Origin of the sequence: Labrys sp. KB_33_2 (assembly GCF_052114505.1) — a bacterium.
Lineage (GTDB): Bacteria > Pseudomonadota > Alphaproteobacteria > Rhizobiales > Labraceae > Labrys.
Genome location: NZ_JBFREW010000019.1, coordinates 41,311 through 56,093, shown reverse-complemented (window position 1 = coordinate 56,093; position 14,783 = coordinate 41,311). Strand labels below are relative to the sequence as shown.

Here is a 14,783-nt window from a genome sequence, read left to right as displayed (position 1 = left end):
CTGCTTCCTCATGTCGGATACCTCTTGGCTCATTCGTCCTTGGCTCAAGAGGAAGCAGACAATGCAATACACGATCCTTTGCTACAATTACGAAGACGTCGTCGGCGCCTGGACCAAGGAGGAGGACGATGCCGTGATGGCACGTCTGCACAAGGTGCACGAAAAGGTCGCGGCAGCTGGCAAGCTCGGCCCGGTGGTGCGACTGCTTCCAACCACCGCCGCCACCACGTTGCGCAAGACGGGTGGCGAACCCCTGGTGATCGACGGCCCCTTCGCCGAGACCAAGGAACAACTACTGGGCTTCTACGTGGTCGACTGCGACAATCTCGAGGAAGCGCTCGATATCGCCCGCGATCTCGCCAAGGCCAATCCCAGCATCGGTTCCTACGAGATCCGTCCGCTTTCGATCTTCCAGCCCGGGGTGCTCGAACAGAAGGCGCATGCAACATGACCGATGCGGCCTGGATCAGCAGCGCGCTCACTTCCGCCCGCCCGCAGGCCATGGGAGCGCTGCTGCGCTATTTCCGTGACCTCGAAACAGCTGAGGAAGCCTATCAGGAAGCCTGCCTGCGCGCGCTGAAGAGCTGGCCGAAAAACGGCCCGCCCCGCGATCCTACCGCCTGGCTGATCTTTGCCGGCCGCAATTCCGGCATCGACGCCAAACGCCGCGAGAAAAAGCAGGAGGCCCTGCCGGACGAAGATCAGATCTCTGACCTCAGCGATGCCGAGGCGGAGCTGACCGAGCGTTTGGATGGCCAGCATTACCGTGACGATATCCTGCGCCTGCTTTTCATATGCTGCCATCCGGACCTGCCCGGCACCCAGCAGATCGCGCTCGCCCTGCGCATCGTTTGCGGCCTCACCGTCAAGCAGATCGCCCGTGCCTTCCTGGTCGGCGAAGCGGCGATGGAACAGCGCATCACCAGGGCCAAGGCGCGCATCGCCAGCGCCGACGTGCCCTTCGAGGCACCGGGCGCCGTGGAGCGCTCGGAACGCCTCGGCGCCGTGGCCGCCATGGTCTATCTGATCTTCAACGAGGGCTACTCGGCCGGCGCAGAGGATGACGGCAGCCGGGCCCAGCTCTGCGACGAGGCCATCCGTCTTGCCCGCCTGCTGCTGCGCCTGTTCCAGACGGAACCCGAGATCATGGGACTGGCGGCGCTGATGCTGCTCCAGCACGCGCGCTCGCCGGCTCGTTTCGACGCCGAGCGCCAGATCGTGCTGCTGGAGGATCAGGACCGGCGCTTATGGAACAGCCAGATGATCGCCGAGGGCCTTGCCCTGATCGACAAGGCCACCCGCCACGGACGCCCCGGCAGCTATCAGTTGCAGGCGGCCCTCGCCGCCGTGCACGCCCGGGCAGCGACACCGGAAGACACCAATTGGCGCCAGATCGATTTGCTCTATGCGCTGCTGGAGGAGATCCAACCCTCACCTGTGATTACGCTCAACCGGGCCGTGGCCGTCTCCAAGACGCAGGGGCCGGAAGCCGCGCTCGCGATGATCGAACCCCTGGAATCCCGCTTGTCCGGCTATTTCTACTTCCACGGCCTCAAAGGCGGGCTGCTGCTGAAGCTCGGCAGAGGCAAGGAGGCCCATCGGGCCTTCGACCAGGCCATTGCCCTCGCCACCACCGCAGCCGAGGCCAATCACATCCGACAGCATCTGGATAGGCTGTTGAAGGATAACGCAGCGCAGGCGTGAGGCCTGCTTCCCGCTGCCGGAGGAGCCACCGTGGTCTATGTGCTTGCCATCCTCATCGTCGTGCTGGTAGTCGTCCTGATCCTCGCCGCTATGCGCCCGCCGAGTTTCGAGGTGAAACGCTCGCTCGAAATCCAGGCGCCGCCCGGGCGGATCTATCTCCTGCTCGCCGATTTTCACCAATGGAGCCGGTGGTCGCCCTACGAAAAGCTCGATCCTGCCATGCAACGCAGTTTCTCCGGTGCCGAATCCGGCAAGGGTGCCGTCTATGCCTGGGAAGGCAATGGCAAGGCCGGTGCAGGCCGCATGGAGATTGTCGAGGCGGCACCTGAGCGCGGTATCGACATGAAGCTCGATTTCATCCGCCCGTTCCGGGCGAATGACCACGCCGCCTTCACCTTCACGCCGGCCGGCGATGCCACGCGCGTCACCTGGTCGATGCAGGGCGCCGCACCTTTCATCGCCAGGCTGATGGGGCTGTTCATCAATATGGACCAAATGATCGGCAAGGACTTCGAACAGGGCCTCGCCAATCTCAAAGCGGCGGCGGAGCAATAGGCCCTTGCGAGTGTGGCGGCCTCGCCGGCCGTCGTCAGGGCGCGCCACATCTCTGCGACCTCAGATCAGCCCGCCATTGGCCCTCAAGGTCTGCCCGTTGATCCAGCCACCGTCCGGGCCGACCAGGAAGGCGACCGCCGCGGCAATGTCGTCCGGCGTGCCGAGTCGCTCCAGCGGCGCCATGCGGGCATAGTGCTCGACGAGGTCCTTCGACTTGCCGTCGAAGAAGAGATCCGTCGCCGTTGGACCAGGCGCGATGGCATTCACGGTGATGGAGCGGCCGCGAAGCTCCTTGGCCAGGACGCTGGTCAGTGCTTCGATGCCAGCCTTGGTGGCGGCATAGACGCCATAGCTCGGCTGGCGCAGGCCGACGACACTGGACGAGAAATTGACGATCCTCCCGCCCTGGCGCAATCGCCTCGCCGCCTCGCGCATGGTGTTGAAGCTGCCCTTGAGATTGACGGCCACCAGACGGTCGAAACCGCCGTCTTCCGTCTCGGCAAGCGGAGACAATGCGATAATTCCCGCATTGTTGACGAGGACGTCGAGGCCGCCGAAAGCCGTCTGCACCGCCTCGAACATATCAGCCACGGCCACGGGGTCGCTGACATCGGCCTGCAGGGCGAGCGCCCGCCCACCTGTGCCCTCGATCTCACGCACCAGCGCCTCGGCCCGCTCGGTATTGCCACCATAGTTGATGACGACCGAGAAGCCGTCCTGCGCGAGGCGACGGGCGATGGCAGCCCCGATCCCGCGCGAGGCGCCGGTGACGAGGGCAACCTTGCTGCCATTCATAGTCATTTTGCTCTCCTTGGTGTGAGGTTGATCGCTGGACGGCACTATCCAACTTCTGCCATCTCGGATAATCATGCAAAATCTGATATGACTATTCGGAATTTGCGAACAATGGATCGTTTCGACGCCATCAGGCTCTTCACCCGGATCGTCGAGCGCCGCAGCTTCACGCAGGCGGCACAGGACCTGGGTTTGCCGCGTTCGACCGTGACCGAAGCGATCCGCCAATTGGAAGCACGCCTCGGCGTCCGCCTCCTCCAACGTACCACCCGCGTCGTCAGCCCGACGCTGGACGGCGAAGCCTATTATCGTCGCTGCCTTGCCATCCTGGCCGACATCGAGGATGCCGAGGCCGCCTTCGGCGACGCCAAGCCCCACGGATTGTTGCGGATCGATGTTCATGGCACGCTCGCCCGGCATTTCCTGCTGCCTGGCCTCGCCGACTTCCTGGAACGCTATCCGGGCCTGCGGCTCCATATCGGCGAGGGCGACCGCCTGGTCGATCTCGTGCGCGAAGGCATCGACTGCGTGATCCGCGCCGGCGATCTCCAGGACAGTTCGATGGTCGCCCGGCGGGTCGCCATGCTCGCCGAGGCCACCTGCGCAAGTCCCGCCTATCTCGCCCGCCACGGCGTGCCGAGCACGCCGGATGACCTCGACGGCCATCGCATGGTCGGCTTCCTATCCTCGGCGACAGGCAGCGTGATACCGCTCGAATTTCAGGTGGGTGACGCCATACGCCATGTCAACCTGCCCACCGCACTGACGGTCACGGGCTCGGAAGCTCTGTTCGGAGGAGCGCTGGCGGGGTTGGGGCTCATCCAGGTGCCGCGCTACCATCTCCTGCCCTATTTCGCAGACGGCAGGCTGATCGAAGTGCTGCCGGCCCATCCGCCGACACCGACGCCCGTCTCCCTGCTGTACCCACAGAATCGCCAACTCTCGCCGCGGGTTCGTGTCTTCATCGACTGGGTGGCGAGGAGCTTCGCCGATTGGGCCGATGCAGGGGTAATCTCTCGATCACCCGGGCCAGCGTGACATGGTGGCGATTTACCGTCGTTGGTCAGGTCTTACGGAAAGTCAGATTGATGCGATTGCGTCCCAGGCGAGGATGCTGCCCTTCCTTCAGCGGCAAGATGCCGTGATAGGCCAGGCGCGACGGGCCGCCCCATACCATTACGTCGCCATGCTGCAGCGGCAGCTTGCGCGGCTTGTCGCTGCGTGACAGGCCGCCGAACTGAAAAACGGCGGGCAGGCCGAGCGAGACTGATACGATGGGGTTGCCGAAATCGCGCTCGTCCTTGTCCTGATGCAACGACATCTTGGCACCGGGCTCATAGCGGTTGATCAGGCAGGCATCCGGTTCGAACCCGGCAAAGCCCGCCTCCGCCGCCGCCTCACGCGCGAGGGTGGCGAAGGCGGCCGGCATCTCCGGCCAGGGCTGGCCCGTTTCGGGGTCTTCCACACTGTAGCGATAGCCACGCCTGTCGGTTACCCAGCCGAGCTGGCCGCAATTGCTCATCGCCACCGACATGGTGAAGCCGCCGGGCGTGACCATATGGCGGAAGGGAGCGGCCGCCACCACGGTATCAAGGGCGGCGAGCAATGCCTCCTCCCGGCCAAGGGCACGGCCGACGAGCAGCACGGCGCCCTCGGCAATGTCGAGGCGGTTGGGCTCGTCGAAACTGAACAGATCCATCATTGCTTTGTTCTGGCCCACAATCTGGGCGGCTATGTGACCCAACGGCAGGGTTAGCGATCTCTTCCCTGGTCTCCGATGGCGGCGCTTACAAGCGTTCGATCAAGGCCTTGGCCGCCGTGGGAGCCTTGGGTTTGAAACCGTTGATCATGAAGACGAAGACATCCCGGCTGCCCGCCTGCGGCGCCTTCTTGTCCGATGCCTTGTCGAGGTCAGCAGGCTCACCGCCGCCAGCCCACAACTTGGCCCTCTCGGCCCATTTGTCCAGCGCAGCAGTGGGATAACCGAGCTCCTCGTCCTCCTTCGCCGCTTGTAGGCGCGCGTAGACAAAGGGAGCGGTGACATCGTGGATATGCGGGAAATCGGCCTTGTCGGTCAGGACGATGCCGACATCATAGGCCCGCACCAACTCGATGAACTCAGGCACCTTGAAGCTGTCGTGCCGGACCTCGACGACATGGCGCAGGGCATGGCCTTCATGGCTCTTGGGCAGGAGCTTCAGGAAGCCCTCGAAATCGGCCGGATCGAACTTCTTGGTCGGCATGAACTGCCAGTTGATCGGCCCGAGCTTCTTCTTCAATTCGACGATGCCGCTGCCGATGAACATGTCGATCGATTTTCCGGCTTCCGACAGCACCTTCTTGTTGGTGGCAAAGCGGTTCGCCTTCATCGCGAAGACGAAATCATCCGGTGTCTCCGCATGCCATTTGGCGAAGCTTTCCGGCTTCTGGGAGCCGTAATAGGTGCCGTTGATCTCGATCGCCGTCACCTGGCGGCTGGCATATTCGAGCTCCCGCTTCTGGGTCAGGTCGGCGGGGTAGAAGCTGCCGCGCCACGGCTCGAAGGTCCAGCCGCCGATGCCGACGCGGATTTGGCCAGTCATGCGAATTCTCCCGATTTGTTCTCGGTCGCCAACCGACCATACCACGCCGAGTCCGGCAACCCGAAACCTCTGACCCAAGAGCGCCGATGTCTGCGCTCGTGGGAAACTGCGCCCTTATCCCGCCTGCCCCTGGTCGATCTGCCAACCGGAAATCCATAATTCGCGCAGTCTGTCGCCCTCATGGCGGAAATAGTCTCCGGTCGGCGTACAGGACAAGGCGCGATCGGCGCGAAAATTGCGGATCGCCTGGCGCAGCTCACACCAGGCCACCAGAACGAAGGCCTGCGAATAATAGATCAGCGCAAGCGGCCGGATCGTCCGCTGCGTATGCCGTCCCTGATCGTCGCGATAATCGAGATCGAGCTTCTCCTCGTCGCGGATGGCCCGACGCACCAGGCCGAGGTCGATGCGCTCGGGCGTCGGCGCGATGTCGCCCCAGGCATGCAGCGTACGGGAGGAGAACAACTGGCGCAGAGGCCCGGGCACCGCGCCCGCCAGTTTCGCGCCGGCTCCCCGCGAGGCCTGCGTCAGTTCAGGATCGCCGGCGCGTTCGATCAGGGCCAGGCCGAGCATCAGAGCCTCGGTCTCCTCGATCGAAAACATCAGGGGTGGCAGGTCGAAGCCGGAGCGCAAGACATAGCCGATACCCCGTTCTCCCTCGATCGGCACCCGCATGGCCTGTAGCGCGGCGATGTCGCGATAGATCGAACGGACGGTGACTTCGAGAGCCTCGGCGATCGCGGCAGCCGTAACAGGTTTTCGCGCCAGCCTGAGAATCTGGATGATCTCGAACAAACGTGCCGCCTTGCGCATCGCGCCCCCTTCACAACTGACACATCCCTGTCAGTTGCCTCTCTCTATAGAGGCAACCAACCCTTTGAAAAAGCGGCAAGGATGTCACCGAACATGCCTCGCCACTGGCTGGCAACTGACATGACTTATACTGAAAATCTCTGGCTCTTCCTCATCCTGCTCACCGGCATCATCATCGTGCCGGGCATGGACATGCTCTTCGTGCTCGCCAATGCGCTGACAGGCGGCCGGCGTGCGGGCCTTGCCGCGACCTCTGGCATCATGGCGGGCGGCGTCTGCCATACCCTGTTCGGCACGGTCGCGGTCGCCGCCCTCAGCCGGCTCGTCCCGGCCCTTGCCACCGGCATGATCCTGGCGGGCTCGGCCTATATGATCTGGATCGGCATCCGGCTGCTGCGCAGCTCCATCACCGTCGGCAAGGTTGAATTCGGCCATACAGCCGCGCTCGCACGCATTTTCGGTCAGGGGCTGGCCACCTGCCTGCTCAATCCGAAGGCTTGGCTGTTCGTACTGGCGGTCTACCCGCAATTCCTCAACCCGAGCTTCGGGTCGCTCTGGCCTCAGGCTGTGGTGATGGGCCTGATGACGGTACTGGTGCAGCTTGCCATCTATGGCGGGCTGGCCCTGATGGCCGCACGCGGACGCGAGGCGCTGACCTCAAGTCCCGCCCTCACCATCTGGGCCGGGCGCGGTGCGGGATTGTTGCTGGTCGGGATCGCCGCCTTTGGCCTTGTTCATCGGCTCGCCGGCCTGTGAACGCTGCCTCAGCTTCGGCGTGTATCCTTGGTCAGTGCAGCGAGCGCGAATTCGACGGTCTGGCGCAGGCTTTGTGTATCGGCGCCGGCCTTGCCGCTGACCTTGAGGCCACGCAGCGTCGCCTGGATAAAGCGCACGGCCCCCTTGATATCGGTGGTCGTGCCGATCTCGCCTTCCGCCTTGGCCTTGCGCAGGCTGCCCTCCAGCGCCGCGTCGAGCGCAGCCTCGTTCTCGGTAAGCATGGCAGCGATTTCTTCGTCGTTCCGTCCGAATTCGACGATCGCGCCGACATTCATGCAGCCGAGCGCCCGAAAGGAAGGGTCGGCTTCCGCCACAGCCAGCAGCATCCTGCGAATGCCGGCGAGAGGCGATGCTTCCGCGTCGAGCTGCGCGAGCTGATTGGCGAGATTGACCGCCTGATAGCGACCCAGCGCCTCCAGATAGAGGCGACGCTTGTCGCCGAACGTGTCATAGAGGCTCTGGCGGCCGATCTTCATCGCCACAAGTAGATTGTCGGTCGACGCCGCTTCAAAGCCCTTGGCCCAGAACACGGCGGTGGCGCGCTTCAGCGCCTCGTCACGATCGAATTCTCTCGGTCTTGCCATGGCCCCAGAAACACTGTTTCGGACAGATTTGTCAATAATATTGTTGCAATGCACAAGAGCATGTGACCGTCCGACACCATAAGCCTCGACAGGACCGCCATCGCCAGGCGTCACGCGAAATTCCCAGCACTTTCCATAGCCGCAAAAGTGCAGAAACGGATTACCGGCACAGGGCGAACTTGTTGAGATAATCGGCGATTGGGCCGCTCTTTTCGGCAGCACATGCAGGCCCAGCCATGGTCGCCGCTCCGCCCCGATCTCCCTTGCTCTTCAGAACGGCGGCAAGGACGGCCCGAACCCTGTTTTCGAAATCGGATCCACCGACTTCCGCAACAAGCGGCCGGTCCGCCAGCGCTGCACGCAAGTCTGCCTCGGCGCCCTGGATGTCATTCTTGCGCAGTAAGGTCTGGGCCCGCAGGAAGTGCAGGCGCGGATCCTGCGGATAAGCGCGCAGGAGGCTTTCGACGGATGCATCCGATGGAGTCGCCGCGGCCGACAGATCAGGTACGAGCTGCATCCGGCGCCGATAATGGTCCTGGATCGGCAGGCACGCCCCCGCGGCGACGGAAAAGAACACAATAGCGACGAGCGCAGCCAGATTGTTCAATCGGGGCCGTGGCAGGCGACTGGGCCACAGGCCCAGCAAAAGGAAACCCATGGTCACACCGCCGATGGCGCCCCCGAAATGGGCGCCGTAATCGACCTTTCCACCGCTGACCGCGGCGTTCAGGAAGGGCAGCAATGCCGGTACCAGACCGTAGAGGGCCTGGCTGATCAGCCGGGCACGGATGGCGCCTGCGGGAATTCTGAAGGATATCACGAGAGCGGTGGCAAGCAGTCCGGTAATGCCTCCCGACGCGCCGACGCTCACCATGTTGACGGGATTGGCCGCCAGCGACATCAGGGAACCGGCGACCGCCGACACGGAGAAAGCCGCTGCCGTCCAGCGCCAGCCGATCAAGGTTTCAAGCGAATTGCCAATCAGAAGCAGCACCAGGCCATTGAAGCCGATATGGGAGAGGTCGGCATGCAGCAGCGGCGCCGTGAACAGGCGCCACCATTCTCCCTCCCCGACCACCAGCGGATAGCTCAGGCCCCCCAGGACCTGCAGAGTTTCGATGGTCGGCACGGCCGGCTTGCCAGTCTTGCCGAAGGCAAAGACCTGCTCAGCAATGAAAACCGCCAGCAGGAGAGCCATCAGCACCCATACGAAGATTGGCCTTCCCAACTTGACCGCCCGCTCCGGAGTCACCAATTCCGCTGCGGACAACCGGGGCGCACGAAGCAGCTTCTGCATCTGCCCGGCAAGGCTGAACCTGCGTCCGAACAAGGGCAAGGGCCAGGCGCGGCGCTTGGAAACGTCGACGGCGATCGCTCTGGTGGCATGGCGTCTGCCACCGCTCTTATGGCCGGACAGACGGGACTTATCGGTTCTGCCGATCGCGCGGGAGCCAATCTCGTAGATCGTGATGGCGAGTTTTGCGGAAGCCGGCAGCGCGCCGACGATATGCTGCGCGAGAGCAGAGAGGCCTTGCGCCGGCATAGTGAAAATCTTGCCCTCGGCGCTGTCGCAATTGACGATCCCCACGATCGAGATGCGGTTGCCGGCCGATCTGGTCAGGACGTAATCGCAATGCTGCAGTAATTCTTCCGATTGCGGCAAGGCTCCCAGCCTGTAGCCCCGTTTGGCGACCAGATAGCGAGCGTAATAGCGGGAGAAGGGTTCACGCTCCGTCGCAGACTCTTCCATCGGTTGGCCATTCCTCTCCCGCCATTTCTCCCCGATGTTTGCATGAGCGCCTGTCTATTTGGCAATGTGGATTCGGGCGACAACGGGGGCTCTTGCCAGGTTTGGTGCAGCCGGCAATCAATCCAAGCTGCACTGTCGGCCAGAGGCCCGCTGGTAAAGCCCAACGACCTCGTCTCCGCTGGCCACGTGCTCGCCGTCATGCCGGAAACGCGCAGCAGTATCGCGCGATCGCCCTCGCAATTGTCCGCGCTTTGTTGTATTGGGCTGCTTCATCAGTGAAATCCTGCAGAAGTGGACGCTGGCGCGCGGACTTAATACCCGTGGGCGCGCCGCCCCCGACCCGGCATTTCACATGACCGGTTTTCCTCATCGACAGGCTTTCCCCGTGACCCTTCCTTCTCTGAACCCGGCCCTTCGCCAGGCTCTGACCGATCGCAATTATGAAGAACTGACCCCCGTGCAATCGGCCGTGCTGGCCGACGAGGCCGCCGACCGCGACCTGCTCGTCTCCGCCCAGACCGGTTCGGGCAAGACGGTGGCTTACGGACTGGCCATTGCGCGCGACCTGCTCGGCGACGACGAGCGCTTCGAACAGGCCGATGCCCCTCTCGCCCTCATCATCGCGCCGACCCGCGAACTCGCCATTCAGGTCGAACGCGAATTGCTCTGGCTCTACCAGAAGGCCGGCGGACGCGTGGTTTCCTGCGTCGGCGGCATGGATCCGCGCCGCGAGCGCCGCTTGCTCGCCGATGGTGCCCATATCGTCGTCGGCACGCCCGGCCGCCTGCGCGACCACATCGAGCGCAAGGGCATCGATCTCTCGGCCATGCGCGCCGTAGTGCTCGATGAAGCCGACGAGATGCTCGACCTCGGCTTCCGCGAGGATCTCGAATTCATCCTCAAATCCACCTCCGATGACCGGCGTACCCTGCTGTTCTCGGCCACCATGCCCAAGGGCATCGTCGCCATCGCGCGCACCTATCAGAAGGATGCGCTGCGCATCGAGGTGAAGGCTGCCGTATCAGGCCACGCCGACATCGAATACCGCGCTATCCGCGTCTCCCCCAAGGAGACCGAGCACGCCGTCGTCAACCTGCTCCGCCTCGTCGCCTCCCCCACTACGATCGTCTTCTGCAATACCCGCGAATCCGTGCGCCATCTGCATGCCACCCTGCGCGAACGCGGCTTTTCGGCCGTGCTGCTTTCGGGCGAACTTGGCCAGCACGAGCGCAACCAGGCGCTGCAAGCCCTGCGCGACGGCCATGCCCAGATCTGCGTCGCCACCGACGTGGCCGCGCGCGGCATCGACCTGCCCAATCTCGGCCTGGTCATCCATGCCGACCTGCCCACCGATGCCGAGAAGATGCAGCACCGCTCAGGCCGCACCGGCCGGGCCGGCCGCAAGGGCATCAGCGCTCTGCTGGTGCCGATGTCGCGCCGCCGCAAGGCCGAAATCATGCTCAACCAGGCTGGCGTGAAGGCCCAGTGGATGGGCCCGCCGACTGCCGAGGAAATCCGCGTGCTCGACCAGCAGCGCATGCTGGAGGACCCCTTGCTGACCGAAGCCCCCGGCGAGGAAGATCTGGCCATCGCCAAATTGCTGCTCGAGAATCGCAGCGCCGAGGATATCGCCGCCGCCCTCGCCCGCGTCTACCGTTCGCGCCTGCCCGAGCCGGAGGAAGTCAGCGATCCCGGCGACGGCTTCGGGCGTCGAGACAATTTCGAGCGCCGAGATGGTCGCAAGCCCTCCCGCTTCGACCGGGACGACAGGCCTGCCCGGGACGACAGGCCCAGGTTCGACAGGGACGACAGGCCTACCCGCTTCGAGAAGGGCGAACGCGCCCCGCGCTTCGACAAGTCCGATCGGGCACCGCGTTTCGAACGTCCCGAGCGTGCTGCGCGCTTCGAGCGTGACGAGGTGCCGTCCGCCGGCGACGATATGGTGCTCTACCGCCTGAGCATCGGCCGCCGCAACAATGCCGACCCTAAATGGCTGCTGCCGATGCTGTGCCGCCGCGGCGGCGTCAAGCGCCGCGATATCGGCAACATCAAGATTCTCGACAACGAGACCGTGGTCGAGATCTCCAAGGAAGCCGCCGAGCATTTTGCCGTCAACGTGCGCAAGCCCGACGAAGAGAACATCCGCATCCAGCCCTATCGCGATCGGGGTGGCGAGGAATCGGCTCCCGAGCCCAAGCCGCACCGCAAGGGCCCGCCCAAAGGTAGCGCGAAGAATACCACCAAGCCCTGGCAAGACGAAAAGCCCCGGCAAGACGAAAAGCCCTGGCAGGGTGACAAGACCGACAAAAGGCGTGGCCGCTAAAGCGTTTTGCAATTAGACGGAATCGCAAAGACGCGTCGAAACAAAGAGTTAGAGCGAATAAGCGTTCCCACTTGAACGCTTATTCGCTCTAGCAAGGAAGCTACAGCATCGGACCTCATCCAGGAATCAGGTCCGATGCTGTAAGATCTTATTATCGCATCGTTTTCTACCAAAAATCGGCGCCCTTTTTTGGCACGCTGCTACTCTAGCTTCTCCTAAGGGGATGAAGGAAGACGCGGGCCTTTCCCCTTGCATTTCCTTCGCCAAGCGCCTATCTGCGCCATCCCAATTCGTCACCCGCCACAAGGCACCGGACCCATGCGGACGTCATCGTCGATATCGCTGATGATCCCGAGGAACATCGATTCCTCGGCCGCACGCGCTTTGCCCTAGGCCGGACCGAAATCACCTGAGATCGAGCCAGCCCGGACGCAAAAGCGGTTCCGGGCACTTTTTTGGCTCTCGTGGTGCCCAGAGCCGTGCAACCTCCCCAAGCGAGGGCCGGCAAGCACCACAGGTGTAGCATGACCAAGGAAAAGTTCACCCGGTTGAAGCCCCATTGCAATGTGGGCACCATCGGCCACGTCGACCATGGCAAGACGACGCTGACCGCGGCGCTCACCAAGGTCTCGGCAGACCGAGGCTGGGGAGCTTTCGTCTCGTATCAGGACGTGGCCCGCGCTTCCGCTGCCCAAGGCACGCGCGATGCCTCGAAGATCCTCACCATCGCCTCCGGGCATGTGGAGTTCTCGACTGAGAACCGCCACTACGCCCATGTCGACTGCCCCGGCCATGCCGATTATGTGAAGAACATGATCACCGGCGCGGCGCAGATGGACGGCGCGATCCTCGTGGTCTCGGCCCTGGACGGCCCGATGCCGCAAACGCGCGAGCACATCCTGCTCGCGCGGCAGATCGGCGTGCCCCGCATCGTGGTGTTCCTCAACAAGTGCGATGCGGTGGAGGATCACGAACTGATCGACCTGGTCGAGCTCGAGATCCGCGAGCTCCTGACGCGGCAGAACTACGAGGGCGACAAGGTGCCCTTCATCCGGGGTTCCGCCCTGCAGGCCCTGAACGGGCTCAAGGGCGAGCTGGCGGATGAGGCGATCCTCCGGCTCTTCGAGGCGCTGGACAGCACGATCGAACTGCCCGAGCGCGCCGAGAACCGGCCCTTCCTGATGCCCATCGAGAGCGTGCGCACCATCTCCGGCCGGGGCACGGTGATCACCGGCCTGATCGCGCGCGGTGCGGTCAAGCTCGGCGACGAGGTCGAGCTCGTCGGCTTCGGTGCCCGTCGCAAGACGGTGGTCACCTCCATCGAGACCTTCCAGAAGATCCTGGACCAGGGTCTCGCCGGAGAGAATGTCGGCTGCCTGCTGCGCGGCGTCGAGCTCAAGGAGGTCCGGCGCGGCCAGGTTCTGGCCAGGCCGGGAACGGTGGAGCCGCATGCCCGCTTCGAGGCCGAGGTTCATGTTCTCACCAAGGAGGAAGGCGGGCGTCATACGCCCTTCTTCGGCCATTACCGGCCGCAGTTCTTCTTCCGCACGGCCAACGTCACCGGCGGCATCGAACTGCCGCCGAACGTCGAGATGGTGATGCCCGGCGACACCGTCGTGCTCACCATTGCCCTCAACGAAGCCATCGCGCTCGAAGCCAATACGCGCTTCGCCATCCGCGAGGGCAATCGCACGGTGGGGGCCGGCGTGATCAACCGTCTGCTCGACTGAGAGCGTCACGGCGGAGGGCGGGCAACTGCCCTCCGCATTCAAGGCTTATTCTGCTCGCTATTTCCCCGCCCCGATCGCCGACTCCAGCAGCGTGCGCACCGATGTGCGCAAATGTTCTTCGAGCCGCTTCTGCGCCTCTTCGATCACGCCGGATCTCAACGCGAGCAGGATGCTCAGATGCTCGGCCAATGCCGTACGGTAGCGCTCGATCTCGTCGTCCTTGCGCCACTGGTAATGATAGTGAAAGACGAAGGAGACCACGTCGTAGAAGCTGGTGACGAAGCGATTGTCGAGCTGGTCCACCAGGAAGCGGTGGAAGCGACGATCGAGCTGCGGAAACTGGCGGATAACCTCCTCGCCGCCCCGGCTCATCGCCTCATGGGCTTCGACCAGTCGGCCGATCTCGCGCCAGACCGGATCGTCATCGCCACGCCCGCCAAACAAGCCGATCGCCTCGATCTCGAAAGTGCGCCGCGTTGCCGCGAGCTCCCGGGCGAAGGAGGCATCGAAAGCGCAGAGCCGCCAGCCTCCGCGTGGCGCCTTCTCCACCAGGCCGTAACGCGAAAAGCCGATCAGGAATTCGCGTACGCTCACCGTGCTCGCGCCGAAGGTCCGTGCGAGTTCGGCCTCCGAGAAATTGCGTCCGGGCATCAGGTCGCCCGCGACGGCCATTTCGAGGAAACGCCGTTCCACCAGGTCCGAGCGACTCTCGGTTTCAGCCAGGCCGAAATAATCCGAGGCCGCCGGCAGCCGGTGCAGCAGGGTGAGCCGGCCGTCGCGCCGGACCAGCCCCGCCTGTTCCAGGCCTTCGAGGGCTGAGCGCATCGCCGTACGGCTCACGCCGACCTCGCGCGCCAGCACGGCCTCCGGCGGCAACTGCGCGCCGGGCTGCAGCTTCGCCATGATGTCGAGGGCCAGATTGGTGGCCTTCATCGAGACATTGCGCGGGCGCGGCATCGCCGTTCCTCAGGATTGCAATCGCATTTCGTCATCGCTGGGCGTTCGGGCGTCCCTGCGAGGTCCGCTTAGACGCGATTCATGGCTGCACAATCAAGCGAGAGCTGAGACAGCCGGCCCAATGCCTACACGACGCTTTGTGCCCTTGCCGCCCCCAGCAACGCATGTTAGTGTCCTCTATAAATAAAAGACACCGATGTAACAAGGGTGTCC

14 protein-coding genes are annotated in these 14,783 nt (G+C 63.8%); 7 read left to right on the top strand and 7 right to left on the bottom strand.

Going from position 1 to position 14,783, the window contains the following annotated elements; translation table 11 throughout:
* The first annotated feature begins 61 nt into the window (after positions 1-61).
* The 3 genes from AB4037_RS28325 to AB4037_RS28315 all read left to right on the top strand — a co-directional run bounded on the left by AB4037_RS28325 (position 62) and on the right by AB4037_RS28315 (position 2,259).
* Positions 62-451, top strand: coding sequence for a YciI family protein (locus AB4037_RS28325; protein WP_434955624.1), 390 nt, complete (start codon positions 62-64; stop codon positions 449-451).
* A complete protein-coding gene (locus tag AB4037_RS28320; protein ID WP_441773763.1) occupies positions 448-1,704 on the top strand; it encodes an RNA polymerase sigma factor in 1,257 nt (418 codons plus the stop codon). Before AB4037_RS28325 ends, AB4037_RS28320 begins: the two co-directional genes overlap by 4 nt.
* Positions 1,705-1,794: 90 nt before the next feature.
* A complete protein-coding gene (locus tag AB4037_RS28315; protein ID WP_441773804.1) occupies positions 1,795-2,259 on the top strand; it encodes an SRPBCC family protein in 465 nt (154 codons plus the stop codon).
* Between the two features lie 60 nt (positions 2,260-2,319).
* On the opposite strand, the gene AB4037_RS28310 is transcribed toward AB4037_RS28315, so the two are convergent.
* A complete protein-coding gene (locus AB4037_RS28310) occupies positions 2,320-3,060 on the bottom strand; it encodes an SDR family oxidoreductase (RefSeq protein ID WP_441773762.1) in 741 nt (246 codons plus the stop codon).
* 105 nt (positions 3,061-3,165) lie between these two features.
* On the opposite strand from AB4037_RS28310, the gene AB4037_RS28305 reads away from it, so the two are divergent.
* The gene (locus AB4037_RS28305) at positions 3,166-4,092 is read left to right on the top strand and encodes a LysR family transcriptional regulator (RefSeq protein ID WP_441773761.1); all 927 of its coding nucleotides are present in this window, start codon (positions 3,166-3,168) and stop codon (positions 4,090-4,092) included.
* Between the two features lie 25 nt (positions 4,093-4,117).
* Here AB4037_RS28305 and alkB read toward each other — a convergent pair whose 3' ends face one another.
* The 3 genes from alkB to AB4037_RS28290 all read right to left on the bottom strand — a co-directional run bounded on the left by alkB (position 4,118) and on the right by AB4037_RS28290 (position 6,449).
* On the bottom strand, positions 4,118-4,756 hold the full coding sequence (gene alkB, locus AB4037_RS28300) for a DNA oxidative demethylase AlkB (protein ID WP_441773760.1): 639 nt from the start codon (positions 4,754-4,756) through the stop codon (positions 4,118-4,120).
* 85 nt (positions 4,757-4,841) lie between these two features.
* A complete protein-coding gene (locus AB4037_RS28295; protein WP_441773803.1) occupies positions 4,842-5,642 on the bottom strand; it encodes a DUF72 domain-containing protein in 801 nt (266 codons plus the stop codon).
* Positions 5,643-5,750: 108 nt separating this feature from the next.
* Positions 5,751-6,449, bottom strand: coding sequence for a helix-turn-helix transcriptional regulator (locus AB4037_RS28290; RefSeq protein ID WP_441773759.1), 699 nt, complete (start codon positions 6,447-6,449; stop codon positions 5,751-5,753).
* 120 nt (positions 6,450-6,569) lie between these two features.
* Between AB4037_RS28290 and AB4037_RS28285 the strand changes: the two genes are divergently transcribed.
* Positions 6,570-7,205: a LysE family translocator gene (locus tag AB4037_RS28285; RefSeq protein ID WP_441773758.1), complete on the top strand. Its 636-nt coding sequence runs from the start codon at positions 6,570-6,572 to the stop codon at positions 7,203-7,205.
* An 8-nt stretch (positions 7,206-7,213) separates the two neighbouring features.
* Here AB4037_RS28285 and AB4037_RS28280 read toward each other — a convergent pair whose 3' ends face one another.
* Both AB4037_RS28280 and AB4037_RS28275 read right to left on the bottom strand, forming a co-directional pair.
* The gene (locus AB4037_RS28280; RefSeq protein WP_441773757.1) at positions 7,214-7,810 is read right to left on the bottom strand and encodes a TetR/AcrR family transcriptional regulator; all 597 of its coding nucleotides are present in this window, start codon (positions 7,808-7,810) and stop codon (positions 7,214-7,216) included.
* 160 nt (positions 7,811-7,970) lie between these two features.
* On the bottom strand, positions 7,971-9,560 hold the full coding sequence (locus AB4037_RS28275) for a rhomboid family intramembrane serine protease (RefSeq protein ID WP_441773756.1): 1,590 nt from the start codon (positions 9,558-9,560) through the stop codon (positions 7,971-7,973).
* Between the two features lie 385 nt (positions 9,561-9,945).
* Here AB4037_RS28275 and AB4037_RS28270 point away from each other — a divergent pair, with 385 nt between their 5' ends.
* Together AB4037_RS28270 and tuf are read left to right on the top strand one after the other, a co-directional pair.
* Positions 9,946-11,883 (top strand): DEAD/DEAH box helicase, encoded by a 1,938-nt coding sequence (locus AB4037_RS28270; RefSeq protein WP_441773755.1) that lies wholly within the window; start codon positions 9,946-9,948, stop codon positions 11,881-11,883.
* A 524-nt stretch (positions 11,884-12,407) separates the two neighbouring features.
* Positions 12,408-13,613 carry an elongation factor Tu gene (gene tuf / locus AB4037_RS28265; RefSeq protein ID WP_441773754.1) on the top strand — a complete coding sequence of 402 codons (1,206 nt, stop codon included), beginning with the start codon at positions 12,408-12,410 and terminating at the stop codon, positions 13,611-13,613.
* 57 nt (positions 13,614-13,670) lie between these two features.
* Here the strand turns inward: tuf and AB4037_RS28260 are convergent, their stop codons facing one another.
* Positions 13,671-14,570, bottom strand: a complete 900-nt coding sequence (locus tag AB4037_RS28260) for a GntR family transcriptional regulator (protein ID WP_434955612.1) — start codon at positions 14,568-14,570, stop codon at positions 13,671-13,673.
* Positions 14,571-14,783 lie beyond the last annotated feature (213 nt).